Below are 26879 nucleotides of genomic sequence, written 5' to 3' on the forward strand. Positions count from 1 at the left end.
GCTACTCCCCTTTGTGGTTTGAGTTCATATCGAACCGATCGATACGGAAGGCATCGATCGGCGTTTCCGTCTCGCCGCGCACGGCAAGATCGCAAAGAATGGCGCCGACAGCCGGGCCGGTCTGGAAACCGGCACCGCAAAATCCGAAGGCATGAAAGAGATTCTTGACCCGGCTGCTTGGCCCGATCACCGGATTGTCATCCGGCATTTCCGATTCAGTGCCGGACCAGAAGCGGATAACCTGCGCACCTTTCAGATGCGGGAAAAGTTCGATGGCGCGCAGCATCACCGAGGAGGCCGCATTGACCGAGGGCCGCGAAAAGTCGGGGTTTTCAAGCGGTGCGCCGCGTCCGCCGCCCATAACATAATTACCGCGCGTGACCTGACGACCATAAAAGCCGCCGCCTTCTTCTCCTAGACTCATCGGCAGGCGAAACGGCATGGGCTCGGTAACGACCATCGAGGGATAGATGCGCTTGAGTGGTACCGGCTCGCCGAACGACGCCGCAAACTGATCCGACCAGGCACCCGCGCAATTGAACAGGAGACGCGAACGGATTTCGATGCCGCTTGCCGCAAGAATGGCAAAGCCGTCTCCTGTTTCACGCGTTTCGACGACCGGCGTATTTTCCAGCACGGTGGCACCGGCATCAAATGCCGCTCGGGCAAAGGCAGGTGCAACCAGACGCGGATTGGCATGACCATCTTCTGCACAGAGCGAAGCACCCGCCACGTCGCCCGGAAGCCATGGGAAACGCTCCCGCACCGCATTGCCACCGATCAACTCGACATCGAGACCGAGCGGTTGCACCTTGGCAGCATAGGCCTCCAGCATGGCGAAATGCGCTTCCGTGCGGGCAAGCTTCAAATGTCCACTGCGGATATATTCGCCATCAATGCCGATGAGTTCCGGCAGACGCGCCCACAATGCATGCGAGCGCTGTGCGAGTGGCAATTGTTCCGGCGCGCGGCCCTGCCTGCGCACGCCGCCATAATTGACGCCGCTTGCCTGCGCACCGCAAAAGCCCTTGTCGAGCAGTATGACCGACAGCCCTGCCTGACGCATGAAAAGCGCCGCCGAACCGCCGACAATCCCGCCCCCGATAATCACCGCATCGGCCTGAAGATGTCTGGTCATGACGAAGCGCCTTCTCTGTCCGAAGCGCCAAAGCCAAGCGGGATCGGCTTGACCGGTGCTTGCGCGCGGATGCGACCTGCTTCAGCGGGCGTCTTGTCCTGCATCGAAGCCAGAAGTTCCGCGGCTGCAGCGCTACACATGCGGCCCTGACAACGTCCCATACCCACGCGGGTGAGCGCCTTGAGCCGGTTGATCTCGCGCGTGTCGCCTTTGCCGATAACCGCCCTGGCATCGCTCACGGCGATCTCTTCGCAACGGCAAAGCGTGACATCGCCAGCAACAGTATCAAACCAGTCATGGGGAAACGGGAAAGCCTTTTCGACAATGAGGCGCTCGCGATAGATATGATCGAGCTTTGCGAGAAGGTCGCGCTCCATGCCTTTGTCAAACGGCAGGCCCCGATCATGCAGCAAGGCAATCGCGGCCAGTTGTCCACGAATTTCAGCAGCGTCCGCACCGGCAATGCCTGCACCGTCACCCGCTACATAGACGCCTTCGCGACTTGACCGGCCAAACCTGTCAGCAGCAGGAAGCCATGCGCGGTCGCGTTCTTCAAAACGGAACTCGCAACCGGCAAGATCGGCGAGCTGCGTTTCAGGACGCAGCGCAAAACCATAAGCCAGCGCATCGCACTCGGCCTCGCGAACCCGCTTGCCCGTGCGATAGCGAATGGCTTCGACACGGCCCTCGCCCAGAACTTCGTCCGGCCGCACATTGTAATGGATCGGCACCCCGCCAAGCTTCAGCCGCAGGCCGTAATAAGCACCGAGCGCCACAATGCGCGGCGCATAAAGCGCCAGATGCGCCAGATGGAATTTTGAAGCGAAAGGCGCCGTATCCAGCACCGCAGCAACCTTCGCGCCGGCATGATGATATTGCCAGGCCACCAGATAAAGCAGCGGGCCCGATCCCATGAACACCACACGTTCGCCGACCGTACAGCCTTGCGCTTTGAGCGCTGTCTGCGATGCACCAAGCGTATAGACGCCGGGCTTGGTCCAGCCTTTGAACGGCAGAACCCGGTCGGTAGCACCCGTCGCCAGAATGAGATGGCCGAAGGGCAACTGGCTATGCATGCCCTTGGTCAGGAGATCGAGACGATCACCATCGTTCCAGGTGATATTCCAGACCAGCGTTTCCGGACGATAATCAATTGCGCCGCGCAATGCGTCGAAGGTTTTGTGCAACGCTTCAGCCTTGTGCGCCTCCGAGCCGTAACGGCTGCGATAGCTGCGCCCGTCATCGAGCGGTGGACGGCGATAGATCTGGCCGCCGGAACGAAAGCCTTCGTCAAGCACGATGGGCCTGAGACCCGCCTTGACCAGTATTTCGGCGGCGCGAACGCCTGCCGGACCAGCGCCAACGATAACCGGATCGAGCACCGCACTCATTTCGCAGGCTCCGTCACAAAGGCCATGCCATCTTCCAGAAGGGTGGTGCAGGCGCGAAGCTTGCGGCCTTCAGCCGTCATGACATGACAATCCTGACACGCGCCGATCAGGCAGAAGCCGGCACGCGGCTCTCCGGTAAACTCGGTATGACGCAGCTTTCCCTGCACGGCGAGAATGGCGGTCAGCACCGTGTCACCCCGACGTCCCTCAAAGGAAACACCGTCGAGTGAGAAGCTGATCGGCTGCTCGGCCAGCCGATACCGTCTGCGGAACTGAGCCGCCGAAGGGGGAACCGGTATAGTCATGGTCTGCCCGCTCAACCCTTGCCAACCAACAGCCGGTCGAGACCGAACAGACGATCAATGATAATCATGCTCACGGTGGCAACGAGGATCATCAGGGCCGAAACCGCCGCCATCATCGGGTCGATGGACTCGCTGGCATACATATACATGCGGACCGGCAACGTGACCGTCGAGGGCGACGTGACGAAGATCGACATCGTCAGCTCATCGAAGGAGTTGATAAAGGCAAGCAGCCAGCCACCCGACAGACCGGGCAAGAGCAATGGCAGGGTGATGCGGCGGAACACGGTCCATTCACCCGCGCCCAGCGTGCGCGCCGCATTTTCCGCATTGCGATCCATGCTGCCCAGCGAAGCAAGGATAAGGCGCAGCGCATAGGGCGTGACAACAATCGAATGCGCCGCGACCAGCCAGACGAAGGAGCCAGTGAAGCCCATTAGTGAGAACAGGCGCAGGAATGCAACGCCCAGCACCAGATGCGGAATGATGAGCGGTGACAGGAAAAGTGCGTTCAGCGCATCGCGGCCACGGAAACTATATTGGGCAATCGCGAGCCCCGACGGCACGGCCAGAAGCGTCGAAATCGTCGCCGAGAAGAAGGCGAGCTGCACGCTGTTATAGAACGAGGTCATGAAATCATTGTGCGCAAACACGGCCTCGAACCAGCGCAGCGACAAGCCCGCATTGGGGCCGCTCCACGGCATGGTCAATGTGTTTTCCGGCGTGAAGGCCACCAGACACACCACAACCATCGGCGCCAGCATGAAGATGACGATCAGCGTGTGGAAGAAAAGGGCAAAAGGACCGTTCTTGACCATGGCTCTATCCCAGCTTCTTCTTGGCCTGCCCTTCGAGCAGACGATTATAGGCAATCATGATGGCGAGATTGGCGACCAGAACGATGATGGCGATGGCAGCGCCCAGCGGCCAGTTCAGTTCAATCAGAAACTCGTCATAGACAACGGTGGCCGCCATCTTGAGGCGACGTCCACCGAGCAGACCCGGAATGGCAAAGGAGCTGGCCGAAAGCGCAAAGACGATGAGGCTGCCGGACAGGATGCCAAGCACTGCCTGCGGAAACACCACGCGGCGAAGTGCTGTCAGGCGCGATGCGCCGAGTGTCAGCGCTGCAGCTTCCACCGACGGATCGAGTTTTTGCAGCACGGTCCAGACCGGGATCACCATGAATGGCAGCATGATATGCACCAGACCGATGACAATCGCCGTTTCGCTGTAAAGGATTTGCGTTGTCGGCAGTCCCACCATGTCGAGCGCGCTGTTCACGAGGCCATTGCGGCCCAACAACATGCTCCAGCCAAATGTGCGGACCACGACCGAAACCAGAAGCGGGCCGATGATGACCAGCAGAAAGATCGAACGCCATGGCTTGCGCATGTTTGACAAAATATAAGCTTCCGGCACGCCAATCAGCACCGTAATGACGGTTGTGATCAGCGCCAGCTTCAACGTTCGCCAGAAGATCGAGAGATAATAGGGGTCTTTCAGAACCTGCACATAATTGGCAAGCGAGTAGACGTTCTCGATACCCTTGTCATAGCTGTAGCTGTTGAAGGAAAGCAGCACGGTAAGGCCGAGCGGCAGCAGCACCAGTGCGAAAAACAAAAGCGTCGATGGCCCAACCAGAAAAAGCGGGGTCAGATCGCGCCGTTGCTTTGGCGCGGCGGAAGTATCCTGTGAGGTGACGGCCGACATGCTCAGTTCACCCCTGCCGTGAGGATGCGGCAATCCTCATGGTTCCAGCTCAGTCCGACCGCCGTGCCTTCCGATGGGGGCGGGTTGCCGAGATTGGGCAGGGCGACGGAAAGCTGGCCCGCAGGCGTTGTCACGCCCAGCAGCCACTGCGCACCCATAAAATATCGCGTCGTCACTTCTCCGGCGATATGCCCCTCACCCGCTGCCACGAGCTGCACCTTTTCGGGACGGATAAAGACGGACAGCTCACCGGAAACCTGTTTGCCATTTGCAGGGAATCGGATCGGGGTTTCGGCCAGCGCGATCATATCCCCTTCGGCGCGCGCCTTGAGGAAATTCGACTTGCCAACGAAGTTGGAAATGAAATGGTTATGCGGATGCTCATAGAGCTTGTAAGGGGCATCGACCTGCGTGATGACGCCCTTTTCCATAACGACGATGCGGTCGCTGATCGAGAGCGCTTCGGCCTGGTCATGCGTGACCATGATGGTGGTGATACCAACTGTGCGCTGAATGCGGCGCAGTTCAAACTGCATTTCTTCGCGCAACTGTGCATCGAGATTGGAAAGCGGCTCATCGAGCAACAGAACCGGCGGATTGATAACCAGCGCACGGGCAATGGCTACACGTTGACGCTGGCCGCCTGACATTTCACGCGGGTAACGATCGGCAAGCGCGCCCAGATGCACCAGCTCCAGCACGTCGCGAACACGCTTTTCGCGCTCTGCCCTGGAAACATTGCGCATTTCGAGGCCGAAGCTCACATTCTGCGCGACCGTCATATGCGGAAACAGCGCATAGCTTTGGAAGACGACGCCGAGTTCGCGCTTGGCTGGCGCAAGGCGCGTTATTTCACGGCCGTCGAGCGTGATGGAACCTGCCGTCGGCGTCACCAGACCGGCGATCATCTGCAAGGTCGTCGTCTTGCCACAGCCCGAAGGGCCGAGAAGCGAAATGAACTCGCCCTTTTCAATCGCCAAGTTGAAATTGTCGACGGCCGCGAACTTGCCGTAGTGGCGGGAAATTCCGGTCAGGGTCAAAAAGCTCATTTCGTCTCCCTCTCGGCATGACTTCCGCAGAATTGTGCGGGGGAGCGGAAGCGCCGTGATGTTGTCTCACGTCGCCTCTTCGTCGGGCTGGCTGGCGGGAGCGGCTTGATCGCGCCTTTAAGCGCTGACCTGACTTGTCCGTTTGAACGCATGACTGCCCAGCCGCCTACGCAGCCGCAGCGTTCCCCTTGATTACAAGTAAAACCGCCGATCCGCTTGCTGGCGCTTTTCCAGTGCCTTGCCGGACCTTCCCATTGGCGACAGTTTTAGATGGCGGAAAAATCCGTATGAATGCAAATTATAATTTTCAAATTTGGAAGAAATTATATATTTCTTTCATAATACAAAATTTGGAAGCAATTTTATGGGTGATACATCTGAGAATTCGAAATCCGGTGCCGCGCTTAACTCAAGTCTTGTCAAGGCCATCCATATTCTGAAAGGTCTCGCTGCCAGTGCGGATGATGGCGTGCGGCTTATCGATCTGGCGCGGGACCTCGAACTCAGCCAGCCATCGGCGCATCGCTTGCTGAAGACGCTGATTGCGGAAAACCTTGTTGAACAGCTTCCCGACAAGAAGGCCTACCGCCTCTCGCTGGAGTTTTTTGCAATCGCCGCGCAGGCACGTCTGCGCGACGGCATATTAAGCATAGCACGCCCGTCGCTGCTCCGGCTTTCGAGCACGTTCAACGATACGGTCTTCCTGCTTGTGCGCAGCAACTTCGATGCAGTCTGCCTCGACCGTGTGGAAGGGCCGTTTCCGATCCGCTCCTTCACTGGCGATATTGGCGGCAAGGTGCCGCTCGGTATCGGTCAGGGCAGCCTCGCCATCCTGGCCTTCCTGCCGGAGGAAGAGCGAGAAGCGATTATTCGTTTCAACATGCCCCGCATTCTGGACAAGTCCGCCGTGGACGAGGTTGACCTGCGTATCATGATCGAGGAAGTACGCAAAACAGGTGTCGCAACCTTCAACTTCAACATGATCGACGGCATGGCAGGTCTTGGCGTGCCTGTGCTCAACCGCGACGGTGAAGCCGTAGCAGCACTCAGCATCGGTACTCTTGCCGCGCGCCTGACCGAAAAGCGCCAGCAGACGGTCACGGAGCTTCTACGCAAGGAAGCCGCGATCATCTCGCAAAAGCTTAATCCGTTCGACCCGACGCTGCGGCACCCCAATCAAGCTTTGTTGAAATAAACGAAAGCTTTAGCAACGTTCCACGCAACAGACTTGCTTTGTCCACAGCGGGCAAAAAGTTTGGCGATTGACTCACACACGTCGTCAGCGTTTGATCGTTCTTCAGGTGTGGGGGTTCTGTGGGCGGAGGCAAATTATCCAAAGCAGAAAATCCATCTCTATAACGCTACACTATTGGAGTTCTGTTGTGATCAAATCCACCAGACGGGGAATAATCCACCTTGCCTTTGCCCTTGCCGCATCGACGGCGATGGGCACGTTCGCCACCACAGCCGCGCAAGCCCAGGACAAGATCCTGCTCATCATCAATGGCGCGCTCGGCGACAAGTCGTTCTTCGACAGCGCCGCCAAGGGCATGAAGATGATCAAGGACAAGTATGGTGACGACGTCGAGACCAAGATTCTCGAAATCGGCGACGACCCGACCAAATGGGAGCCGGTGTTCCTCGATGCGTCCGAGCAGGACTGGGACCTGATCATCGGCGGCACCTACCAGATGTCGGAAACCGTTGGTTCCGTTGCCCAGCAATATCCAGACAAGAAGTACATCCTCTATGATGCAAGCGTGCCTTATGAAGAAGGCGGCTACGACAATGTCTATTCCATCCAGTACAAACAGAACGAAGGTTCCTATCTCGGCGGCATGCTGGCGGCTTCGCTGCTGAAGGAAGGCAAGCTCGGCGATACCGGCAAGAATCTTGGCTTCCTCGGCGGCATGGACATTCCAGTCATCAACGACTTCCTCGTCGGCTATATTGCCGGTGCGCAGTCCGTGATGCCTGATGCCAAGATCGCCATTTCCTATGCCGGTTCCTTCATGGATGCCGCAAAGGGCAAGGAACTGGGTCTCGCACAGTATCGTTCCGACGTTTCGCTCGGCTTTGTCGTCGCCTCGCAGACCGGCCTCGGCCAGCTTTCGGCTGCCAAGGAGACCGGCAAATATGTTCTCGGCGTTGATTCCGATCAGGAAGCGATCTTCAAGGACAGCGATCCGGCCATGGCCAAGCAGGTTGTCAGTTCCGTTCTGAAGAACGTTGATGTGAGCCTGCTGCAAGCCTATGAACGTTTCAAGGCAGGCGACCTTCCGTTCGGCAAGGCCGAAGCACTTGGCCTTAAGGAAGGCGCAGTCGGCATTGTACAGGACGGCAACATGGCTTCCATGGCCACACAGGAAATGAAGGACGCCATCAAGAAGGCTTCCGACGAGATTTCCGAGGGCAAGATCACGGTTCCGACCGCGTTCGGCATGAGCACCGAGGATCTCAACGCGATCCGCAACAAGGTTCGTCCCTGATCGTGGAAAAACAAGCTGAAAATATCGAAGGCGGCGATGCTATCGTCGCCTTCCGCCCAATCGTCGCCTTCCGCGATGTGAGCAAGGTTTATCCGAACGGCACGCAGGCGCTTCGCGACGTGTCGTTTTCGATCCGCGCCGGTTCAATCCACGCCATTTGCGGCGAGAACGGCGCAGGCAAATCCACGCTCATGAAAATCCTGTTCGGCATCGAAAATGCCACGGCAGGCGAAATCATCGTCGATGGGCAGCATATCGCGTCCTGGTCACCCGAAGATGCCGCGGCACAAGGCATCGGCATGGTGCACCAGCATTTCTCGCTTGTGCCGACCCTGACGGTTACAGAAAACATTATTCTGGGTCATGAGCCTGTGAAGGCCGGGTTGATTGACCGTGTCAGCGCGCGTCAAATGGTCGAAGCGCTGATGCAGCAATATGATCTCCACGCCGACCCGGACGCGATCACGGGCGCGCTTTCCGTCGCCGCCCAGCAGAAGGTTGAAATCCTGAAAGCTCTGGCGCGCCGTACCCGGCTCCTGATCCTGGACGAGCCGACCGCCGTTCTCTCTCCGCCGGAGATCGAGGAACTGATGCGCAAGCTGAAGTCGCTCCGCGACGAAGGCATTACCATCCTCTTCATTTCCCACAAGCTGAACGAAGTGCGCGAACTGGCCGAAAGCGTGACCGTTTTGCGTGCCGGTGCCGTAGCGGGTACCGAAAAGCTTGCCGACGTACCGGACGATGCCATCATGCAGATGGTTATGGGCCATGCGGTCGACATTCCACAGCGCGCGCACAAGCACGGCGCAATGAAAACCGTTCTAGACATGAGGGGCGTCACCACCAAAGCAGCTGATCCGGCAGACCGCATCACGGATGTGAACCTGACCGTGGGCGCAGGCGAGATCGTCGGCGTCGCCGGTGTCGATGGCAGCGGCCAGCGCGGTCTCGTATCGGTATTGTCAGGTCTGGCCGAAGCAGCCAGCGGCACCATCACCCTCAACGGTGAGGATATGCTGCCCGCCGACACGGCAGGCTGGCGCAGACAAGGCCTCGCCTATCTGCCTGCCGATCGCTTTTCGCAAGGCGGCGCACCCGGCCTGTCGCTCGCAGAAAACGCGATAGCCGGAGCCGGATCGATTATCCCCGACAAGCAGATATTCTGGGGGCCGTTTCTGCGATGGAGCGCGATAAAGGCGCGTGTCAGCGGGATGATAAAGCAATATTCGGTGCGTGCAGGCGCCATTACCGAACGGCTGGATTCCCTTTCCGGCGGCAATGCGCAAAAGCTCATCGCTGCGCGCGAACTTGCCACCAATCCGAAATTCCTGATCGCCGACCAGCCGACACGTGGCATTGATGTTTCGGCGGCTGCCTTCCTGCACCGTCGTATCGACGAAGTGGCACAGGGCGGCTGCGCCGTACTGCTCGTCAGCGCCGATCTCGATGAATTGCTGCGCCTGAGCGACCGCATCGTGGTTCTCTTCAACGGGCGCATTGTCGCCGTTCTGGAAAACGGACCAGACATCACACCAGCGGTTCTCGGCCCGTATATGCTTGGCACGAGGAATGTTGCCTGATGCGCAGACTTGTATCCTATCTCATTCCCTTCTTCCTCACCGTGCTGGTGATCGCCATCATCATGGCCGTTCTTCTGGTGCCTCTGGCGCTGATGCAGGACGACCCCGCAGGAGTTCTCAGGACGTTTTTCCTCGGGCCATTCGGCAGTATTCGCCATATGGGAAATGTGGTGGAAGCGGCAACGCCCATCATGCTGACCGGGCTTGCGATAACTATCATGTTCCGCTCCGGCCTGTTCAATCTGGGCGCAGAAAGCGGCTTCTTCCTTGGCGCGCTCGGCGCTGTGGCGGGGGCAGTTCTGCTCCCTTCGCTCGGCTGGTTCTCTCTGCCAGTGGCCATCCTGTGCGGCGCTGTGGCGGGCAGCTTCGCCTGCACCATTCCGGCAGCGCTGCGGCTACGGTTTGGCGCATCGGAAATGGTGACGTCGCTCGTCCTCAACTATGCCTTCCTGTTTTTCGGTCTGTTCGTCCTCAACTATGTCATCCGTGATCCCAATGCGGGCGGGATGATGTCGCTCAGGATTCCGCCGGAAGCCAAGCTGGACCGCCTGCTCGCCGGCACGCGCCTCAACAGCGGTTCGATCATTGCCATCCTGGCCTGTATCGCTGGCGGTATCTGGCTTTACTGGACGCGCTCAGGCCTCAATATTCGTATTGCAGGCTCAAGCCCGGGCTTTGCCAACCATCTTGGCCTCCCCCTGAAGGGCATCATCATGCGCGCGCAAATCGTTGGTGGTCTGGTCGCAGGCATGGCCGGTGCGCTCGAAGTTCTGGGCCTTCACGCCCGCTTTGCCTGGCTTGACCTGCCCGGCTATGGCTGGACCGGCCTCGTCGTCGCCATTCTGGCGCGTGAAAATCCGTTCCTGCTTATTCCATCCGCACTTTTCCTCGGTTTCGTACAGGTGGGCGGCGATCTTCTGGCCCGCAACATGAACATTCCGACGGAGGTGGTGGGACTTGTAACCGCTGCCATCATGGTGGGCGCGACAGCAAGCGTCATTCACAATCATCCGACCGTATTGCGGCTGATCCGCAACCTTCGCAATCGCGAAGGAGAACAAGCGGGAGTGCAGACCGGAGTACAGGCATGAGCATGGTTCTCGCACAAATCCTCGATCCATCCTTCATTGGCACCATCCTGCGTGTCGCCACACCGCTATTACTGGCAGCTCTCGGCGTGATGATTTCCGACCGCGCGGGCGTCCTCAATATCGGCATGGAAGGCATGATGCTGTCGGCAGCACTCATCGCCGTTCTGGCCAGTGCCGCAACTGGAAGCCCAGCTGTTGGCCTACTTGCAGCATTGATCGTCGGCGCGTTTCTCGGCTGGCTCATGTCTCTGTCTGTCAACAAGCTTGGCACCGACCTTATCATGACCGGCATCGCGCTCAACATTGCGGCTGCTGCGGCAACGACGCTCGGACTGTATCTTGCAACGGGAGACAAAGGTATGTCGGGCGCTTTGAAAAGCGGTGCGCTGCCAAGCCTTCCCGTGCCTTTCGTCGGCAATATCCACATATTGACTTTTGCAGCCCTTCTCGCCGTTCCTGCCGTCAGCCTTCTCATGATGCGCACGCGCTTCGGCTTGCATCTGCGTGCGACCGGCGTTGATCCGAAATCTGCACGTGCTGCCGGTATTCATACAGGCCGGGTGCAGATGATAGCGCTTGTCCTCTCCGGTCTCTTCGGCGGCGCAGCCGGTGCCTATCTGTCGCTTGGCTATGTCACATGGTTCGCCCAGAACATGACCGCAGGTCGCGGTTTCATCGCCATTGCGGCGGAAGTGATGGGGCAGGGAACAGCATGGGGAACGCTTGTGGCGAGCCTCGTTCTTGCAGCGGCGGAGTCTCTCGCCATTACGCTACAGAGCCTAGGACTGCCGTTCGAACTGATGCAGATGATCCCTTATCTCGTGCCAGTCGTCGTGCTAACGATCCACGCGGCGCGGCGACAGCGGCGCGCAAAGCAACTGAAAAACTCCTGAAATGCATATCCAAAATATTGAAATGAGCATGAAATGAAGGCTTGGGAACTGACCCGCGATCTGTTGCGCGACACAAAGCCAGTCGTGCGCACGGCAGAAGAACAGACCTGGGATGCAAGTGCTGTCATGAAGGCGCAGGACGACCTTATGGCCTTGTTCTGGAAAAGCAATGTGCCGGGATCGGCAGCACCTGAATGCCTGATGGCCGGTGCGTTGCAATCACTGGAAAACAAGGGTTTTGTCCTTGCGCCCTATGAAGAACTTCTTCGCGACGGACTAACGGCACTTGAACGCGGTGACTTTGAAACGCTCTATCGCATCGACATGCGTCTGCGTATCCTGATGCGTGCGGCAAAGCCTGACCCGAACCACCCATCGCAAAAGACGGTGCGCTATAGATCATGGGACGAATTCGACGCTGCGGTTCAATGGCCTGACGACGTGCTCTGTGCCATCCAGTCCGAAGACTTCCGCGATCGCACTGCAGCCGCCTGGATGGCGCAACTCGTGGGCGCTGCCGCTGGCACGGCGCTCGAAGGCTATACGGCTGAAAACATCGCCGAGGTTTTCGGACCGATCCGCGATTATGTGCGCGAACCCAACACCTATAATGACGATATTACCTTTGAAATCGCCTTTCTGGAGGCTTTTAGCCACAAGGGTTCTGCCGTGACCAGCGCCGACATTGCCGAGCGCTGGACCTCGCTGATCCCGCTTGGTTGGTCGGCAGAGGCAATCGCGCTTTCCAATATGCGTCGCGGCCTTACCGCGCCTGAAACCGGCACTTGCGACAATCCATTCGATGAATGGATCGGCGCGCAGATGCGCGGCACAATCTGCGGCATGGTGGTGCCTGGTCGCGCCCGTGAAGCTGCCCGGCTCGCCTGGATGGACGCCGAAATCTCCCATGCCGGAAACGGTATTCTGGGCGAGGTTTTCAATGCTGTGATGGCAGCGCGCGCCTTTGCCGTTCAAGACACGCATGAATTGCTCGTTTCGACGGCAGCACTTTTCCCGGCCGAGACCGAATATGGCGCGGTTCTGGCCTTTGCGCTTGATGCCTGCCGTTCTGCCGATAACTGGCAGGACGCATGGGCGAAATGCGATGCAGAATATGCCGAATATAACTGGATTCACGTCTATCCGAATGCAGCGGCACAGGTGATTGCGCTGTGGTTCGGCGAAGGAGATTTCGACCGCACTCTCGAAATCGTCTGCGGTATCGGCCACGACGTTGATTGCAATGCCGCGCAGATACTGAGCATGATCGCCATCCAGCGCGGGCCCGGCATTATCGCCGAGAGATGGTCGAAGCCGCTTCTGGCCGACGATATCGTTACTTATATGCGCCGCCCGGCGAAAATCTCCTTCGATGCGCTTGTCGACCAGACGGTCACTGCCGCGCGCAACGCAGTTTAATTTGTAGAAAGACCCATTATGGCCCGTAAAATCATTATCGATACCGATCCCGGTCAGGACGACGCCGTCGCCATTCTTCTGGCCTTGGCAAGCCCCGAGCTCGACATTCTCGGCATTACAGCCGTTGCAGGAAACGGCCCGCTGGCCCGTACCGAAATCAACGCCCGCACAGTCTGCGAAGTGGCGAAAAAGCCCGAAACCAAGGTTTTTGCAGGCTCCATCCGTCCCCTGGTGAGACCGCTCGTGACGGCTGAAAACGTCCATGGCAAGACAGGCCTCGACGGCTACGACCTGCCCGTCCCGACGATGCCGCTTCAAGCGCAGCATGGCGTTGATTTCATTATAGAAACGCTGATGAAGGAAGAAGCCGGCACTGTCACCCTCTGCCCACTTGGTCCTCTTACAAACATTGCATCCGCACTGATCCGCGAGCCGAAGATTGCCGAACGCGTCAAGGAAATCGTGTTGATGGGCGGCGGCTATTTCGAGGGCGGCAACATCACGCCATCGGCGGAATTCAACATCTATGTCGATCCGCACGCCGCGGCAGTTGTGTTCAAATCCGGCATCAAGATCACCATGATGCCGCTCGATGTGACGCACAAGGTTCTTACCACGGAAAAACGCATCGCCGCCATTCGCGGCATCGGCACCCATGTCGGCGAAGTGGTTGCGGCATGGCTCGAATTCTTCGAGCGCTACGATGAAGCCAAATACGGCACCGATGGCGGCCCGCTGCACGACCCGAACGTGATTGCCTATCTCATCAAGCCGGAACTCTATTCCGGGCGCCAATGCAATGTGGAAATCGAAATCAATTCGGAACTTACCATCGGCGAAACAGTCGTTGATTGGTGGGAAGTGACCGACCGTCCGAAGAACGCGCTTTTCATCAAGGATGTGGATGCGGATGGTTTCTTCAACCTGCTGACCGAGCGCCTCGCAACGCTCTGAATCTTATTTTGGCCAGAAAGAAGCCGCGAGAGTCACACTTTCGCGGCTTCTTCACCCTATTTGGCGAGGTACTTTTCCGGTATTTCCTGCTGAATTTCAGCGAGATTGGCGCAAATTGCCCTCAATCTTCACTTTGTCACAATTTTAAAAGGCCAGATCAACTTTGGCTTTGCAGCAACGCTGCCACTTCCTCAGCGGTGGGCGCAGCAGAGCCGGCTCCGGCTCTTGTGACCGCAATCGCACCCGCCGCTGAACCATACCGCACGCAATCGTGCAGGGATTGGCCCTGCGAGAAGGCAACCGCGAAACCACCATTGAAACTGTCGCCCGCTGCGACCGTATCCACCACCTTGACCTTGAACGGCGGGAAGTGTTTCACCTCGTCCGCCGTCACCAGCAGCGCGCCACGGCTTCCAAGCTTGACGATGACCGTCTTCGGTCCCCGCTCCAGAAGATTGCGCGCAGCGGCCTCCGCCGAAGCGAGATCGGTTGGCTCAATACCGGTAATTTCGGCAGCTTCCGTTTCGTTGGGAGAAATGATGTCGCTGAGCGCAATCAGGTCCGCCATGCGGCTTGCGTCACCAACCGGGGCTGGATCAAGCAAAACACTGCCGCCTGCCGCACGCGCCGCCTTTGCCACGGCCAGATTGGCCTCATGGGGAACTTCACGCTGCAACAGCGTGATCTTCGCCTTGGCAACTTCTGCTGCATAAGCATCAATATCGGCAGCCGACCAGCGCGCATTGGCCCCGGCACAGACCGCAATCGTGTTCTGCCCCGCTTCTTCAACCTGAATGATCGCAATGCCGGTATCGACACCGTCAATCACACGCACGCTTTCGGTGTTGAGGCCAAATTCCCGCATCTGCTTCAAGGCCAGTTCACCAAAGGCATCATCGCCGACAGCACCGACGAAGCGAATATCGCCGCCAAGCTTGGCGACTGCAACCGCCTGATTTGCTCCCTTGCCACCAAGGCCAATACCGTAACCCAATGCGTTCACGGTCTGCCCCGGACGCGGCAGCGCGGCCATCCGGGCGCTGACATCAACATTCACACTGCCGAAAACAAAAATCTTCAACGGCTTTCTCCATCGCTCAATCGCCGCACCATAGCTGCGCCTAAACAAAACTTCCACGCCAGGCTTTCGCCATGCACAGAGAGAACGGGCTTTTTATCAATCTGCCCCCGTCTTCAAAAGCAGCTCCCGCTTCAGCAGTTTTTCAAGCCATTCGGCAAAGACCTGGAGACGACGGGAAAGGTGCTGACGGTGTGCGTATAAAAATGTCATTCGCATCGGCTCGGCGCGTATATCGGCCATTACCTCAACCAGTTGGCCCGCTTCCAGATGCTGTTTGACATCATAGGCCGGAATCTGGATGAGGCCGAGGCCAGCAAGACAACAGGCGATATAGGCTTCAGCGCTGTTGACGGTGACGCGACTGCGGACTGGAATGGAACGCGTTACACCGGCTTCGGCCCATTCCCAAGGCTCGACGCGCCCACTCGACGGAGAGGCATAGTTAACGGCCCAATGCGCGGAAAGGTCAGAAGGCGTTTCGGGAATGCCGTACCGCTCCAGATATGCCGGGCTCGCGACGTTAATCAGCGGAAGCTCCCCGAATGATCGGGCGATCAGCCCGGAATCAGACAATGGACCTACGCGCAGAACGCAATCGACACTCTCCTCGACAAGATTGACGGCGCGATCAGTTACCCCGAGATGTATGTCGATTTCCGGATAGGCATCCAGAAACTCGGGCAAGGCTGGCGCAATGATCAGGCGCCCGATGCGGCCGGGGACGTCGATCCTCAATGTACCGGATGGCGTCGCAGTTTTCCGAAACAGGTTTTCCGCTTCTTCCATATCCGCAATTAGGCTCAGGCATCGTTCATAAAATGCGGCACCATCCTGTGTCGTCGACACTTTTCTGGTGGTTCGGTGGAGCAGCCGCGCGCCCAGACGCCCCTCCAGTTCGATAACCGCGGCTGAAACAGAGGAGCGCGGCACGCCAAGCGTATCGGCAGCACGTGTAAAACTCGAACATTCGACGACGCGGGCGAAGATACGGAAGAGGTCGATGCGATCCAAGGTAGCCCTGCCCCAATTGTCTATTCGATCTGACAGGTGATGTCAGAGTAACCGTCTTTATGCTCCTATTCTAGACGATGCTCCTCCGGCTTGAAAGCGACAGTGTGGCGCGGTCACTTCCCAAAAGAAGGTTGAAGCCACGACATTGAGGGCAAAACTGTTGTCATCGCCGGCTGCACCGGGAATCTTGGCTTCGTAGATCACTATAAAGCCAAGCGCAGGTTAAGGTTACAGTGTCCTTGTGAAGGACACTGCGCTTTTCCGCATCATTGGTTGATCACGCTATGTCAACAAATTGCTTTCGTCCCGAGGGCAGGCATCACCCCAGACGATCCCAGCAGTCATCAAGAGCCTTCGACAATTTATGCTTCATGATGCGTTGGCTCGGAGTGCGTTCGAACTCCTCGATCACCGCGATGTAACGGGGGTTCTGGTAGTTTGCGAGACGGCCTGTCAGCCACACCGACAGAGCCGCCGGGTCGACCTGGCTGCCATTCTTCGGCTTTACAAACAATTTGATATCCTGCTCTCCGACATCTGCAGCAACGCCGATCATTGCGCAATCTTCAACAGTTGGATAAGCGCCGGCGATATGCTCAACCTCCCACGCCGAGACATTCTCGCCCCTGCACCGAACGCTGTCGGTCAGGCGTCCATGAAACCAGAGATTGCCATCGGCATCGAATGAACCGGAATCGCCTGTATGAAGGGCACCATTCCGTAATGCTTTTTCGGTGGCTTCGGGGTTACGAAGATATCCCTGAAACAATGCGCCGGGGAGCGAGGAACTGACAACGATCTCCCCTTTCTCACCCTTCTCGACAGGAATGCCTTTCTCATCGAGAATTTCTACGGTGAACCAGGGCATCGGTTTGCCTACTGCACCAACGGTGCCGTTGTCATTGCAGGTAGTAATGCTGGAGGCTTCCGTCATGCCGTAGCATTCGCGTATTTCGACACCAAAGCGGTCGCGGAACAAGGGCCAGACTTCCTTTGGACAGCCGCCGCCCCATGCAATACGCACGGGGTGCTCCCGGTCCGCAGCGCTTTCGGGCTGTTTGAGAAGAATTTGCAGGATGCCGCCCAGATAATGGATATGCGTGGCGCCATACTGGCGAACCTGCGACCAGAAGCGGCTGGCACTGAAACGATCGACCATCGCGAGCGAAACGTCTTCCAGTATGGGAAGTACGATGAGCTGTGCGCCGCCAATATGATAAAGAGGTTCCCAGACGAAGAAAACATCGTCCGCACGCGCCATCGTCAGTGTTCGGACGGCCTCCCCTGCAAGCCGCATCATGCCGTGAGTGACAAGCACACCCTTGGGACGTCCTGTGGTGCCGGAAGTGTACATGATTGCGAACAGATCGGTGGCGGTTGGCGGTTCTTCTTCGAAGCTTGGCGTTTCTTGCGCTATGTCCGCAACCGAGCTGTTACCCGAAGTCAGAAGAAAGTTTCCCGCAGGAATCTCTGCTCCGCATTCTCGGATCGTTTCCTGCGCGTCGGGATCGCAGATGATGATGCCCGGCTCACAGTGCTCCAGAATATAGCGGAGGCCTTCACCACGCTGCTGCGCATTGACCGGAACCCAGACAATTCCGGCCCGTGCAAGCCCAAACAGCACTGGAAGCGACAGTTCCGAGTTGCGCATCATCACAGCCGCGCGGTCTCCTTGTTTAAGACCGCGTGCACGAAGATGTGCTGCAAGCGCCGCAGATTTGCGGTCGATGCTTGCAAAGGTAATCGGGGCACCATTGAAAAGCGCAAAAATCTGTTCTGGCTTTTGAACAGCCTTGGTCAGGAAGCTTCCGAGAAAGCCTTCAAATTTCTTAGTCATGGGTGGCACTCAATTGGGGTCAGGAGGAGCGGCGGAGTTTCTCCGCCGCAAGAAGAAGCGTCGTGACTACAAGGAAGACGACAACTGAAACAGCAGCGAGTGTCGGATTGAGCTGGAGGATCATGTCATCCCACATCTGCTTCGGCAGGGTGGTCTTGATACCGCCACTCACGAAAATCGCGACTGTCAGTTCGTCGAAGGATGTAATGAAGGCAAAGAGAAATGCCGCTGTTAGGCCGCTGCGGATGAGTGGGACCGTCACGAAACGCAAAGCCTGCACTCTGTTTGCACCGAGCGTTGCTGCAGCTTGGTCCAGCCGCCAGTCATAGCTTTTCAGCACGGCTGCGATTGCGACAAAGGCAAACGGCAAGGCAAGTACAGTATGGCCGATTACGAGGCCCGTATTCGTGGCGACCAGGCCGATCTGCGCAAACAAATAGAACAGGCCGACGGCGATCACGATGCGCGGCACGATCATCGGTGCCAGGAAGAAGGCAAAGATCAATCCCGACCATCGCGATCTTGAACGCGCAAGCGCCAAGGCAGCAAATCCACCGATTACAGTCGCCAGAATTGCAGTAGCAAATGCAACACCGAACGAGCGCAGGGTAGCGGACACCCAGAGATCGGAAGTGAAATAAGCACGAAACCAATCAAGACCGAAGCCGGGAGGTGGAAACTCCAGGAACTGTGACGAAGTGAAAGCGATCGGAATGACGATCAGTGTGGGCAAGAGAAGGAAGGCACAGGACAGGACGCAATAGAGCCCCATTAGACGGCTGGCGGCGGCCTGTCCGATCATCGCGCGGACCACCGATGCGGATTTGCTGGACACGACTGCACAGGTTTCGAGTATGCGTAGACCCGAGCGCCGCAGGATACCGTTCTTGCCTTTTTTATCGTTCCCCGTGTCCCCGGAAAGGCTGGAAAGGCCGAACACACGATCATAAATCCAGCACGTAACCATTGCCGCGATCAACATCATGGCCGCCAAAGCGCCGGCGAATGCCCAGTTCAGGATTTCCTGCACCTGCACAATGATGAGCTGAGCCAGCATGGTCTGCTGACGCCCGCCGAGCAAAGCCGGGACAATGAAAAAACCGAGAGAGGAAATAAAGGTGAGAAGGCCGGCAGCCGCTGCACCCGGCAGTGACAACGGAAAATAAACCAGCCAAAAGCTCTTGGCCGGATCGGCGCCAAGTGTTCCTGATGCCTGTGTCAGCCTGCGGTCAATGCCGGTCATCACCGGCAACATGGTGAGAACTGCGAGCGGCATCATTGCATGGACCATGCCAATCATGACGCCGAACTCGTTGTGCAGCATTTCGAGCGGTTTGCCCAGAATGCCTGTGTCAAGACCAAGCTGGTTGATGACGCCAGTTCTTCCCAGAAGAATGACCCAGGCAAAGCTCTTCACCAGATAGCTTGTCCAGAATGGCACCATTACGAGCAGGATCATAAGTCCACGCTTCCGTTCTGGAAGACGTGACAGCCAATAGGCGACGGGATAGCCGAACAGAAGTGAGAACAGTGTGGTCAGGGCCGCAATACGGAAGGTGATCAGCAGGACGCGGAAATAGACCCCCGTATCGAATATCCTCGTGTAATGCGTCAACGTCATCGCGCCGGTATCGGCATCTTCAAAACTGAGACCCATAAGGCGAGCGACGGGCACAAGGAAGAAAACGACGAGAAATGCCAGGCCAGGCAAGGCCAGCCAAAGTGGGCCAAAGCGAAAGCGGGACCGGGTCGCACGTAATGGAGAAATGACAGCGATGCTCATGGTGTCACCAGAACGGCCGCTTCCGGGTGCCAGCTCAGTGTTACTTTTTCGCCGAGTTCCGGAATGGGTTTGCCCGGCAGAACACGTACAGTCAGTAAGCTGGCTTCGGCGGCATCAACGAGAATACGTGTCTCCGAACCGGCGTAAACAACCTCGGCGACCTGACCGCTGACACGGTTGGCACCGGATTCACCAAGTTCCAGATGCTCCGGGCGCACGACAAGCGCCATTTCTCCAGCACTGGCGTCACAGGTATTATCGAGCAGCAGTTTCGCATTTCTGGTTGCCAGATGTCTGCGACCGTCCTTTCCAGTTTCGACCTTGCCGCGGAAGATGTTGGAAATTCCGATGAAGTCAGCGGCAAAAGTGGTCGCGGGCCGGGAGTAGATTTCCTGCGGCGGCGCAATCTGTTCCACCATTGCATGATTCATCAGGCAAATGCGGTCCGATAATGCCAGCGCCTCTTCCTGATCGTGGGTGACATAAACGATGGTAGCGCCGGTCTGACGATGCAGGCGCTTGATCTCGAACTGCATATGCTCGCGTAGTTTCTTGTCCAGCGCGCCGAGAGGCTCGTCCATCAGGATGATGGACGGCTGGTAGACAAAGCAACGGGCGAGGGCAACGCGCTGTTGCTGTCCACCTGAAAGCTCACGCGGGAAGCGCGATGCGAGACGGGAAAGTTGCACCATTTCCAGCGTTTTCTGGACTTGCTCCTTGACCTCCACGGCACCCTGCCCGCGCATTCTCAACGGAAAAGCAATATTTTCCTCCACAGTGAGATGGGGAAACAAGGCGTAGTGTTGGAAGACAAGCCCAATGTCGCGCTTGTAAACCGGCGTGTCAGTCTCATCCTTGCCATCAATGAACAGGCGTCCCTCGGTTGGTGCAACGAGCCCGCTGATCATTTGCAGAAGCGTTGTTTTGCCGGACCCTGAAGGTCCAAGGAGCGTTAGAAACTCACCAGGCTGAACTGCGATATGCGTTGGTTTCAGCGCGGTTGTTTCTCCATAACGCTTGGACAGTCCGTCAACGAGAAGTTTTGGCTCTTGAGCCTGTTCGGGCTTGGCAAGCATGGTGTTCCCTTCAAATCCGAAGCAAGTCATCCAACTGGACGCCGCTCCACCTTTTGTTTTGTATGGAGAGGGAGGTTCAATCACCTCCCTTCCGTCCTAGCCCAGAATCCACGCGTTGAAGCGCTCGGTCATTTCAGAACGATTGGCGCTCCACCAGTCTTCCTGGGCGATGGCCATCTGCTTGAGATTTGCTTCGTAGGTCGGCAGAGAAGCGGCGCGTTCTTCGGGAATATGTCCGTAGGCTTCCAGATTGGTGGGGCCGTAAGCAAGAAACTCCGTGTAGAGCGCTTGCTGTTTTGGGGCGGTACAAAACTTGACGAACTGGCGTGCAATCTCAGCGCGCGGTGATCCCTTAGGAATGCCCCAACCCTCGATAGAATAGAGGCCCTGATTCCAGCCGATTCTGACTGGAGCGCCACCATCAATTACAGCCTGCGCACGTGCATTCCACAGCGCGATCATGTCGACTTCGCCGCTTTGGATGAGTTGGCTTGACTGCGCACCACCTGTCCACCAGACGTCTACATGTTCCTTGATCTTCTCAAGGCTGGCATAGGCGCGATCCACATCGAGTGGGTAGAGCTTGTCCAGCGGGACGCCATCGGCGAGCAGCGCTTGTTCCAGCGTATCGATGGGGTTCTTGCGCAGGGAACGACGACCGGGAAACTTATCGACATTCCAGAAGTCGGCCCAGGACTTTGGCGCAGAAACATCGTCAAACTTGTCGGTGCGATAGGCCATGATGGTGGAGTAGACATCGACGCCAAGCCAAACGTCGGTCAACGCTTCCGGCATGAGTCCCGGCACGTCTGCCGCATTGATATTGACTGGTTCCAGCAGGTCGCGCTTCTGGAGAATGTCACGGGCCGAAAGCGTCAGCGTACAGACATCCCAGCTATATGAGCCTGTTTCCACCATTGCACGGAACTGCGCGGTCGGCTCAGCATCGCGAGCAACATTCACAACCTTGATGCCGGTCGCCTTTTCGAATGGATCATAGAAAGCCTTGCGATAGCCTGGGCTGTATGGTCCGCCTGGATCGGCAACAGTAAGAGTATCGGCGGCGAATGCTCGTCTTGTCAGGACAGCCGGAGCGGCAAGAGCTATGCCAAGTCCACTGCCCAGTTTCAACACGTCGCGGCGATGCAGCGTAATCGTCTTCCCATTTTTCATTATTATTCCCTCCTGCAGGTATTTCAGGCTTGCATTGCGGTATAAAAGCCGCCCACCTTTATAGCGGCCGGCAATTTTGGATCGTCAGGATGCCTTGCGGGCAGCGCGTTCGGCGAGAAACTGTTCCATCATCCGCGCCGGTTCGCCAGATGCATATGCTTCCTTCTGGATACGCGCGCCAGCAGCAAGACAGTCGCGGAATCCGTCTTCGGTCATTTCCCGGAAACGCTGCTTGTCGAGGCGCATAGCAACCGGCGGCTTGGCGGCTAGCTCACGCGCAAGGGCAAGCGCTTCGTCCAGAACCTTGTCCTGATCGACGATCCGATTGATGATGCCAATGGCATGGCATTCATCAGCATTCATAAGGCGACCGCTGAGCGTCAGATCAATGGTACGTGCGAGGCCGAGTATCTCGCGCATGATCCATGGACCGGTGGTGCTGGCAATACCTGAATTGATTTCCGGCTGCCCCATACGAACGGCCGGATGACCAATGCGAAAGTCGCAGATGAGCGCAACCTGAAATGCAGAACCGGCGGCGACACCGTTGAGTGCTGCGATCAGCGGCTTGGACAACGAACGCATACGGTTGTAGAGCTGCTCCCATTCCCCGACCCATTCCTTGCCCCGTTCGGCGTCGAAAGTACGTGTCTCGTTAAGATCCTGTCCGGCGCTGAATGCACGATCGCCTGCACCCGTCAGAATGATCGCTCGAATCTCCGCATTGTTCTCGAATGCATCGAATGCCTCGATCAACTGACGGCGCATGGCACTGTGCCAGGCATTCAGAATTTGCGGGCGATTGAGGGTAATAATGCCGACCTCGCCGCGACGCTCCGTCAGAATAAAGCGATCCATTTTGTTCTCCCTTGGATTTCGCGCTGTAAACACTGTATTTTTATTGCAATGCAATAATTATTATTTTATAGTGTGAATAGGTCTATTTTGTATGTCAAGCATCTTTTAAAATGTTTGAGCATCCTGTTATTAATCGGCAATTATCATGAGCGAGTTTTCACATGGCGCGCAAAGCGGAAAAGTCAGTAAAATCAATTACCCAGAACCGTAGCGACGATCGCGATCCGCTGCTTGTGCAGTCTGTCGAAAAGGCCTTTCGGGTGCTGCGTTCATTTGACGGAAGCCGTCCAAACCTCAGCCTGTCTCAAATTGCCGAGGAGACAGGGCTGGACATCAGTGCGGCACAACGGTTTACGCACACACTGACGAAGCTGGGCTATTTGACGAAGAACAGCGACACCAAACGTTTCGAATTGAGCGTGAAGGCGCTTGATTTCGGCTATCATTACAGTCGGGCAAGTGCGCTTGTCGAACGGGGGATGCCCTATCTCCTTCATCTCAGCAAGACTACGGAAGAGACGGTCAACCTGACCGTGCTCGATGAGACGGACATAGTGTTTGTGTCGCGTTTCATGAGCCGCCATGTTTTGAACAACGACGTCGTCACCGGTATGCGGTTACCTGCCTACTGTACTGCACCAGGAATTGCCATTCTGTCGGCGCTTCCTGAAGACGAGGCAAAAGACATTCTCCAGCGATCGCACCTTCATCCTTACACGCCTCACACGACGTGGAATCTTGAAGAGCTTCATGACAAGCTCAAGCTGTCGGCGGACAGGGGATATGCAACTGCGTTTGAAGAATACTTTCACGGCGACCTGTCTCTCGCTGCACCGGTTCTGGATTCGGACGGGCGTCCTTATGGTGCAATCAATATCGCCGTTTCGCGCAGCCGCTTCACACCGGAAGAGTCAGAAGAAAAATTCGCCCCGCTTGTGACGGCCGCCGCACGCTCCATTACTCACATCACATCCGTGAAACGTTAAGCATGTCCGGGATGCTCATCTGATCCCTTATATCAGAAGCGGAGCAAAAGGGCGGACAAGCGTTCCAACCTGCCGCCCTCATCTTCCTGGCTCAGCTGTCAGGAGATTGGTCAAAAGGGTTCGACGTTTACGTTTTCCCCTATTCGTATCCGTTACTGGCTAATGATGAAATCGCTGCCGTTTGCGCCCTTCCAACCGAGCTTGGGCGTATCACATTCTTCTTTGAATGACTTACTCTGCTGCGCAAAAGCGCATTCGCCCAACAAAACGTTCTTATTTTCTGGTGCAGAACTAACACAGCCAGTTCCGACTACCACCATAGCTCCAAGCAAAAAACCATTGATGCTTTTCATTGTATTATATAACTCTTAGTTTCTAGTGTTCAGATTTGAAAACTGGAGCATAATTTCGGTTTTAATCGCCGATTAGCCCTTCATTTTCATGGATATTGACGATTTATACGGAATATGTGAGTGTTTACTCACATTGTCTACTCGCATTGGGGAAATTCAAGAGATGGCCAAGCTGAACCCAACAAATCCTAGAAAATCGGCTTCGCAAGAGAGGTCGAAAATGACTGTCGAGGCGATACTGGATGCCACTGCTCGCGTTTTGGTGCGTGAAGGATATGCCCGGACCAGCACAAATCGCATCGCCGCAGTGGCCGGTGTGAGTATCGGATCGCTCTATCAATACTTTCCCAATAAGGAGTCGCTTGTGGCTGCGCTCGTCGCAAGGCACAATCGCGATATCCTGGCTCTGTTGGAAAACGCGATGCAGGAATGCGCTTCAAACGACTTGAACAGCGCCATGCGCGAGCTTATTCGCGCGATGATCGCCGCCCATCGGGTCGATCCCGAGCTCCACCGCATCTTGAAAGAAGAAGTCCCTCGTATTGGAAAACTTGCAGATGTGGAAGCTATCCGAAAGGATACGCTACATCTTGTTCGGCAGTATCTGGAACAATGTAAGGACGACGTTCACCTTAAAGACCTTGATACGGCTGCGTTTATTTGCGTCACCACGGTGGAGACGTTGACCCATGCCATCGTCCTCAATGATTGCGGTCACTCCCTTTCCGATGAAGCGGATATCGTGGAACATATCACCCGGATGATTGCAGGCTATCTCGGTACAGCACCACTGCCTACCCGCGCTATTCTGAAGGAAGCAGTCTGATCAATGGTTCAAACTGCGCTGGAGCGGAGCGTCTCAATCGGATCGTCAAGCTGTGGACAGCAATGGCTGCCCCTGATGTGGGGGAGTTCCCTGCCCGTGGCTCCGGCTAGCTTAACCAAAGCCGCTAATCGCAGCATTCCGCTACTGACTTCGTGACCAGCGCTTTTTGACTGTCCTCGGGCCCCTATCTGAGAGTACGACCGTCCCAGAGATAGAGCACGCCTTCGTGATTTGGCCGCGCTCTCGCAAGCAGATAATTGTCTCCGAATACCGTTTCGCGCGTCGCGAAAACGGACAAACGGTTTGCTCTGGATTGCGCCATGATTAATGATCTCACCGATGAGATACTTTGGATATTCACCATCGGGTGCTGCATCCTCTTCATCATGCGCCTTCTTTCACCTCCTCCACCTCGTAAAGTCGGTCAGGCACAAGACCTGAACACGTTACGCCCTCGCCGTCGGTCGCGTCGCCGCCGCTTTCAGGCGTTGGACTGATTTCAAGTTTCCCGACTGGAGCGAGTACATAAGTCTGCATTTGCCGGGTCTTTCGGGTGATCTTCCTATGATTCCAGCCTCCATGCCCCTTTTCGGGCTGCCACGGGATAGCTTGATCTCCTTAAAGTTCCTGAACGATACGAAACCTAACTAGCCGTTTGCTTATGTCATGCTGACGGCACGTTTTGGTTAATGATTTTGCCCATTCAGAGCAGCCATGAGCATCGGCCGGATTGAGAATGAGCCACTGGCAGCCTTCTCCGTCAGAATTCGCAAATAACCACCGGCGGATTGAATTTGTTCATAGCGCTGCAAGATATAAGCAATCACAATGGACGCGTTATGTGTTCCCAGCGTTTTCTTTGCGTGATTGTAGAGCTTTCCATCAATGCCGAGGAAACATCGTACTTTCTCTGCTGTGTTGGCTAAATCCTGCCAATGTCGGATGGATGATAAAGCATAGACGGTGATTTCTGGACAAGAACGAAGCACCATGTCGAGCGAAACCGTGGGTTCAACCGAAGCACTGATGATGTCATTCACGCGCTGGTCGATAAATTCAGGCGTTGCCTTTTCAGAATGGGAATCTGGATTCGATTCAATTTGCTGCCGCTCATTTTGAGCTTCATTGGCGTGCAAATTTTGAACATTTTGATGAAGTTTCAATGCGTTATTGATTTCGGCACGGATGAGCTGCAAGGACTCAACCAGAGCTGCCAGCTCTTCACGCTCTGCACGACGCGGAATGCTGTCGACGATCTGGCGAAAACGATGATGAATGCCTTGCCAATCTCCAGGAAGCTTCTCCTGAGCGGCAAATTCAACAAGCTTGGTGATATCCCGGCGAAGCAAAGTCAGGCGTTCACGCATTTCACGTAACGCTGCTTTTCCCGCCCTCACCTGTTCCGCAGCCGTTTCCAGTTCACAAGCACGGGCCAATAGCGGCGTCAGTGAAAATCCGAAGGCTATCTGCACGTCACCGCCTTTCGCACGACGGGCATAACGCTTGCCATTCGGGCTGTCCTGACGAAGGATGAAACCGGAATCGACCAGCGCTGCCAAATGACGGCGCAAGGTTGCATCGGCCATACCATGGGCACGCAATGCCAGTTGCTTGTTGGACGGAAACACAATCAGGCTGTTTTGCGCATTCAGTTCCGTTTCCGGATAGAATGACAGCAAGGCTGAAAGAACCGCCAGAGAACGATCATTCAGGCCGAATTGCGTCTTTGCTTCACACAGCCAGCGATGGAGTTGCCATTTATCGGCAACCGTTCCCGATGCTATTTGCTGTGTGTTCTGTTGACTTGCCAACAAGGCAAGCGTCATCCTTCGACTGCCAAACGGCGTCGAGGCCAATTGAATCTCCATTTTCT

The 26879-nt window shown here is 56.5% G+C and carries 25 protein-coding genes; 9 read left to right on the forward strand and 16 right to left on the reverse strand.

Going from position 1 to position 26879, the window contains the following annotated elements; translation table 11 throughout:
- Position 1: 1 nt before the first annotated feature.
- From FJQ48_RS19490 to FJQ48_RS19515, 6 genes are read right to left on the reverse strand one after another with little or no spacing between them, the layout of a single operon-like run.
- On the reverse strand, positions 2-1138 hold the full coding sequence (locus tag FJQ48_RS19490) for an FAD-dependent oxidoreductase (RefSeq protein WP_139976573.1): 1137 nt from the start codon (positions 1136-1138) through the stop codon (positions 2-4).
- Complete coding sequence (locus FJQ48_RS19495; RefSeq protein WP_139976574.1) at positions 1135-2529, reverse strand: FAD/NAD(P)-binding oxidoreductase; 1395 nt, start codon at positions 2527-2529, stop codon at positions 1135-1137. The genes FJQ48_RS19490 and FJQ48_RS19495 overlap by 4 nt, the downstream gene beginning before the upstream one ends.
- A complete protein-coding gene (locus tag FJQ48_RS19500) occupies positions 2526-2834 on the reverse strand; it encodes a (2Fe-2S)-binding protein (protein ID WP_139976575.1) in 309 nt (102 codons plus the stop codon). The genes FJQ48_RS19495 and FJQ48_RS19500 overlap by 4 nt, the downstream gene beginning before the upstream one ends.
- A gap of 11 nt (positions 2835-2845) precedes the next feature.
- Positions 2846-3652: an ABC transporter permease gene (locus tag FJQ48_RS19505; protein WP_139976576.1), complete on the reverse strand. Its 807-nt coding sequence runs from the start codon at positions 3650-3652 to the stop codon at positions 2846-2848.
- A gap of 4 nt (positions 3653-3656) precedes the next feature.
- Positions 3657-4547 carry an ABC transporter permease gene (locus FJQ48_RS19510; protein WP_139976577.1) on the reverse strand — a complete coding sequence of 297 codons (891 nt, stop codon included), beginning with the start codon at positions 4545-4547 and terminating at the stop codon, positions 3657-3659.
- 2 nt (positions 4548-4549) lie between these two features.
- Entirely contained in the window at positions 4550-5596 is a 1047-nt protein-coding gene (locus tag FJQ48_RS19515) for an ABC transporter ATP-binding protein (protein WP_139976578.1), read from the reverse strand.
- Between the two features lie 364 nt (positions 5597-5960).
- Here FJQ48_RS19515 and FJQ48_RS19520 point away from each other — a divergent pair, with 364 nt between their 5' ends.
- From FJQ48_RS19520 to FJQ48_RS19550, 7 genes are all read left to right on the forward strand, one after another.
- Positions 5961-6791, forward strand: coding sequence for an IclR family transcriptional regulator (locus tag FJQ48_RS19520; protein ID WP_139976579.1), 831 nt, complete (start codon positions 5961-5963; stop codon positions 6789-6791).
- Between the two features lie 187 nt (positions 6792-6978).
- Positions 6979-8085: a BMP family ABC transporter substrate-binding protein gene (locus FJQ48_RS19525; RefSeq protein WP_139976580.1), complete on the forward strand. Its 1107-nt coding sequence runs from the start codon at positions 6979-6981 to the stop codon at positions 8083-8085.
- Between the two features lie 2 nt (positions 8086-8087).
- Entirely contained in the window at positions 8088-9665 is a 1578-nt protein-coding gene (locus FJQ48_RS19530) for an ABC transporter ATP-binding protein (protein ID WP_139976581.1), read from the forward strand.
- Complete coding sequence (locus tag FJQ48_RS19535) at positions 9665-10756, forward strand: ABC transporter permease (protein WP_139976582.1); 1092 nt, start codon at positions 9665-9667, stop codon at positions 10754-10756. The genes FJQ48_RS19530 and FJQ48_RS19535 overlap by 1 nt, the downstream gene beginning before the upstream one ends.
- Positions 10753-11649: an ABC transporter permease gene (locus tag FJQ48_RS19540; RefSeq protein WP_139976583.1), complete on the forward strand. Its 897-nt coding sequence runs from the start codon at positions 10753-10755 to the stop codon at positions 11647-11649. Before FJQ48_RS19535 ends, FJQ48_RS19540 begins: the two co-directional genes overlap by 4 nt.
- Positions 11650-11682: 33 nt before the next feature.
- Positions 11683-13068, forward strand: a complete 1386-nt coding sequence (locus FJQ48_RS19545) for an ADP-ribosylglycohydrolase family protein (protein ID WP_139976584.1) — start codon at positions 11683-11685, stop codon at positions 13066-13068.
- Positions 13069-13086: 18 nt separating this feature from the next.
- Positions 13087-14022: a nucleoside hydrolase gene (locus FJQ48_RS19550; RefSeq protein WP_139976585.1), complete on the forward strand. Its 936-nt coding sequence runs from the start codon at positions 13087-13089 to the stop codon at positions 14020-14022.
- Positions 14023-14179: 157 nt separating this feature from the next.
- On the opposite strand, the gene rbsK is transcribed toward FJQ48_RS19550, so the two are convergent.
- From rbsK to FJQ48_RS19585, 7 genes are all read right to left on the reverse strand, one after another.
- Positions 14180-15055, reverse strand: coding sequence for a ribokinase (gene rbsK / locus FJQ48_RS19555; RefSeq protein ID WP_247870429.1), 876 nt, complete (start codon positions 15053-15055; stop codon positions 14180-14182).
- A 144-nt stretch (positions 15056-15199) separates the two neighbouring features.
- Complete coding sequence (locus FJQ48_RS19560) at positions 15200-16114, reverse strand: LysR family transcriptional regulator (protein ID WP_139976587.1); 915 nt, start codon at positions 16112-16114, stop codon at positions 15200-15202.
- Positions 16115-16433: 319 nt separating this feature from the next.
- Complete coding sequence (locus FJQ48_RS19565; RefSeq protein WP_139976588.1) at positions 16434-17951, reverse strand: AMP-binding protein; 1518 nt, start codon at positions 17949-17951, stop codon at positions 16434-16436.
- Between the two features lie 19 nt (positions 17952-17970).
- Complete coding sequence (locus FJQ48_RS19570; protein ID WP_139976589.1) at positions 17971-19734, reverse strand: ABC transporter permease subunit; 1764 nt, start codon at positions 19732-19734, stop codon at positions 17971-17973.
- Positions 19731-20810, reverse strand: a complete 1080-nt coding sequence (locus FJQ48_RS19575) for an ABC transporter ATP-binding protein (RefSeq protein WP_139976590.1) — start codon at positions 20808-20810, stop codon at positions 19731-19733. The genes FJQ48_RS19570 and FJQ48_RS19575 overlap by 4 nt, the downstream gene beginning before the upstream one ends.
- A gap of 96 nt (positions 20811-20906) precedes the next feature.
- Positions 20907-21983, reverse strand: a complete 1077-nt coding sequence (locus FJQ48_RS19580; protein ID WP_139976591.1) for an ABC transporter substrate-binding protein — start codon at positions 21981-21983, stop codon at positions 20907-20909.
- An 84-nt stretch (positions 21984-22067) separates the two neighbouring features.
- Complete coding sequence (locus FJQ48_RS19585; RefSeq protein WP_139976592.1) at positions 22068-22841, reverse strand: enoyl-CoA hydratase/isomerase family protein; 774 nt, start codon at positions 22839-22841, stop codon at positions 22068-22070.
- A gap of 161 nt (positions 22842-23002) precedes the next feature.
- On the opposite strand from FJQ48_RS19585, the gene FJQ48_RS19590 reads away from it, so the two are divergent.
- A complete protein-coding gene (locus FJQ48_RS19590) occupies positions 23003-23827 on the forward strand; it encodes an IclR family transcriptional regulator C-terminal domain-containing protein (RefSeq protein WP_139976593.1) in 825 nt (274 codons plus the stop codon).
- A 152-nt stretch (positions 23828-23979) separates the two neighbouring features.
- Here FJQ48_RS19590 and FJQ48_RS19595 read toward each other — a convergent pair whose 3' ends face one another.
- Positions 23980-24180 carry a hypothetical protein gene (locus tag FJQ48_RS19595; protein WP_139976594.1) on the reverse strand — a complete coding sequence of 67 codons (201 nt, stop codon included), beginning with the start codon at positions 24178-24180 and terminating at the stop codon, positions 23980-23982.
- A 220-nt stretch (positions 24181-24400) separates the two neighbouring features.
- Here FJQ48_RS19595 and FJQ48_RS19600 point away from each other — a divergent pair, with 220 nt between their 5' ends.
- Positions 24401-25006, forward strand: a complete 606-nt coding sequence (locus FJQ48_RS19600) for a TetR/AcrR family transcriptional regulator (protein ID WP_139976595.1) — start codon at positions 24401-24403, stop codon at positions 25004-25006.
- A 384-nt stretch (positions 25007-25390) separates the two neighbouring features.
- On the opposite strand, the gene FJQ48_RS22510 is transcribed toward FJQ48_RS19600, so the two are convergent.
- Both FJQ48_RS22510 and repC read right to left on the reverse strand, forming a co-directional pair.
- Positions 25391-25543, reverse strand: a complete 153-nt coding sequence (locus FJQ48_RS22510) for a hypothetical protein (RefSeq protein ID WP_180350259.1) — start codon at positions 25541-25543, stop codon at positions 25391-25393.
- A 149-nt stretch (positions 25544-25692) separates the two neighbouring features.
- Complete coding sequence (repC, locus tag FJQ48_RS19605; protein WP_139976596.1) at positions 25693-26874, reverse strand: plasmid replication protein RepC; 1182 nt, start codon at positions 26872-26874, stop codon at positions 25693-25695.
- Positions 26875-26879: the final 5 nt, after the last annotated feature.

It is taken from the genome of Ochrobactrum sp. CGA5 (assembly GCF_006345815.1).
GTDB lineage: Bacteria > Pseudomonadota > Alphaproteobacteria > Rhizobiales > Rhizobiaceae > Brucella.

What these genes read in the sequence shown, in the direction of transcription:
- FJQ48_RS19590 (WP_139976593.1), top strand. Translation starts at nt 23,003, where the DNA reads ATGGCGCGCAAAGCGGAAAAGTCAGTAAAATCAATTACCCAGAACCGT.
- FJQ48_RS19490 (WP_139976573.1), bottom strand. Translation starts at nt 1,138, where the DNA reads ATGACCAGACATCTTCAGGCCGATGCGGTGATTATCGGGGGCGGGATT.
- FJQ48_RS19585 (WP_139976592.1), bottom strand. Translation starts at nt 22,841, where the DNA reads ATGGATCGCTTTATTCTGACGGAGCGTCGCGGCGAGGTCGGCATTATT.
- rbsK (WP_247870429.1), bottom strand. Translation starts at nt 15,055, where the DNA reads ATGGCCGCGCTGCCGCGTCCGGGGCAGACCGTGAACGCATTGGGTTAC.
- FJQ48_RS19565 (WP_139976588.1), bottom strand. Translation starts at nt 17,951, where the DNA reads ATGACTAAGAAATTTGAAGGCTTTCTCGGAAGCTTCCTGACCAAGGCT.
- FJQ48_RS19545 (WP_139976584.1), top strand. Translation starts at nt 11,683, where the DNA reads ATGAAGGCTTGGGAACTGACCCGCGATCTGTTGCGCGACACAAAGCCA.
- FJQ48_RS19515 (WP_139976578.1), bottom strand. Translation starts at nt 5,596, where the DNA reads ATGAGCTTTTTGACCCTGACCGGAATTTCCCGCCACTACGGCAAGTTC.
- FJQ48_RS19535 (WP_139976582.1), top strand. Translation starts at nt 9,665, where the DNA reads ATGCGCAGACTTGTATCCTATCTCATTCCCTTCTTCCTCACCGTGCTG.
- FJQ48_RS19550 (WP_139976585.1), top strand. Translation starts at nt 13,087, where the DNA reads ATGGCCCGTAAAATCATTATCGATACCGATCCCGGTCAGGACGACGCC.
- FJQ48_RS19575 (WP_139976590.1), bottom strand. Translation starts at nt 20,810, where the DNA reads ATGCTTGCCAAGCCCGAACAGGCTCAAGAGCCAAAACTTCTCGTTGAC.
- FJQ48_RS19520 (WP_139976579.1), top strand. Translation starts at nt 5,961, where the DNA reads ATGGGTGATACATCTGAGAATTCGAAATCCGGTGCCGCGCTTAACTCA.
- FJQ48_RS19505 (WP_139976576.1), bottom strand. Translation starts at nt 3,652, where the DNA reads ATGGTCAAGAACGGTCCTTTTGCCCTTTTCTTCCACACGCTGATCGTC.
- FJQ48_RS19580 (WP_139976591.1), bottom strand. Translation starts at nt 21,983, where the DNA reads ATGAAAAATGGGAAGACGATTACGCTGCATCGCCGCGACGTGTTGAAA.
- FJQ48_RS22510 (WP_180350259.1), bottom strand. Translation starts at nt 25,543, where the DNA reads ATGCAGACTTATGTACTCGCTCCAGTCGGGAAACTTGAAATCAGTCCA.
- FJQ48_RS19595 (WP_139976594.1), bottom strand. Translation starts at nt 24,180, where the DNA reads ATGAAAAGCATCAATGGTTTTTTGCTTGGAGCTATGGTGGTAGTCGGA.
- FJQ48_RS19510 (WP_139976577.1), bottom strand. Translation starts at nt 4,547, where the DNA reads ATGTCGGCCGTCACCTCACAGGATACTTCCGCCGCGCCAAAGCAACGG.
- repC (WP_139976596.1), bottom strand. Translation starts at nt 26,874, where the DNA reads ATGGAGATTCAATTGGCCTCGACGCCGTTTGGCAGTCGAAGGATGACG.
- FJQ48_RS19570 (WP_139976589.1), bottom strand. Translation starts at nt 19,734, where the DNA reads ATGAGCATCGCTGTCATTTCTCCATTACGTGCGACCCGGTCCCGCTTT.
- FJQ48_RS19495 (WP_139976574.1), bottom strand. Translation starts at nt 2,529, where the DNA reads ATGAGTGCGGTGCTCGATCCGGTTATCGTTGGCGCTGGTCCGGCAGGC.
- FJQ48_RS19600 (WP_139976595.1), top strand. Translation starts at nt 24,401, where the DNA reads ATGACTGTCGAGGCGATACTGGATGCCACTGCTCGCGTTTTGGTGCGT.
- FJQ48_RS19540 (WP_139976583.1), top strand. Translation starts at nt 10,753, where the DNA reads ATGAGCATGGTTCTCGCACAAATCCTCGATCCATCCTTCATTGGCACC.
- FJQ48_RS19500 (WP_139976575.1), bottom strand. Translation starts at nt 2,834, where the DNA reads ATGACTATACCGGTTCCCCCTTCGGCGGCTCAGTTCCGCAGACGGTAT.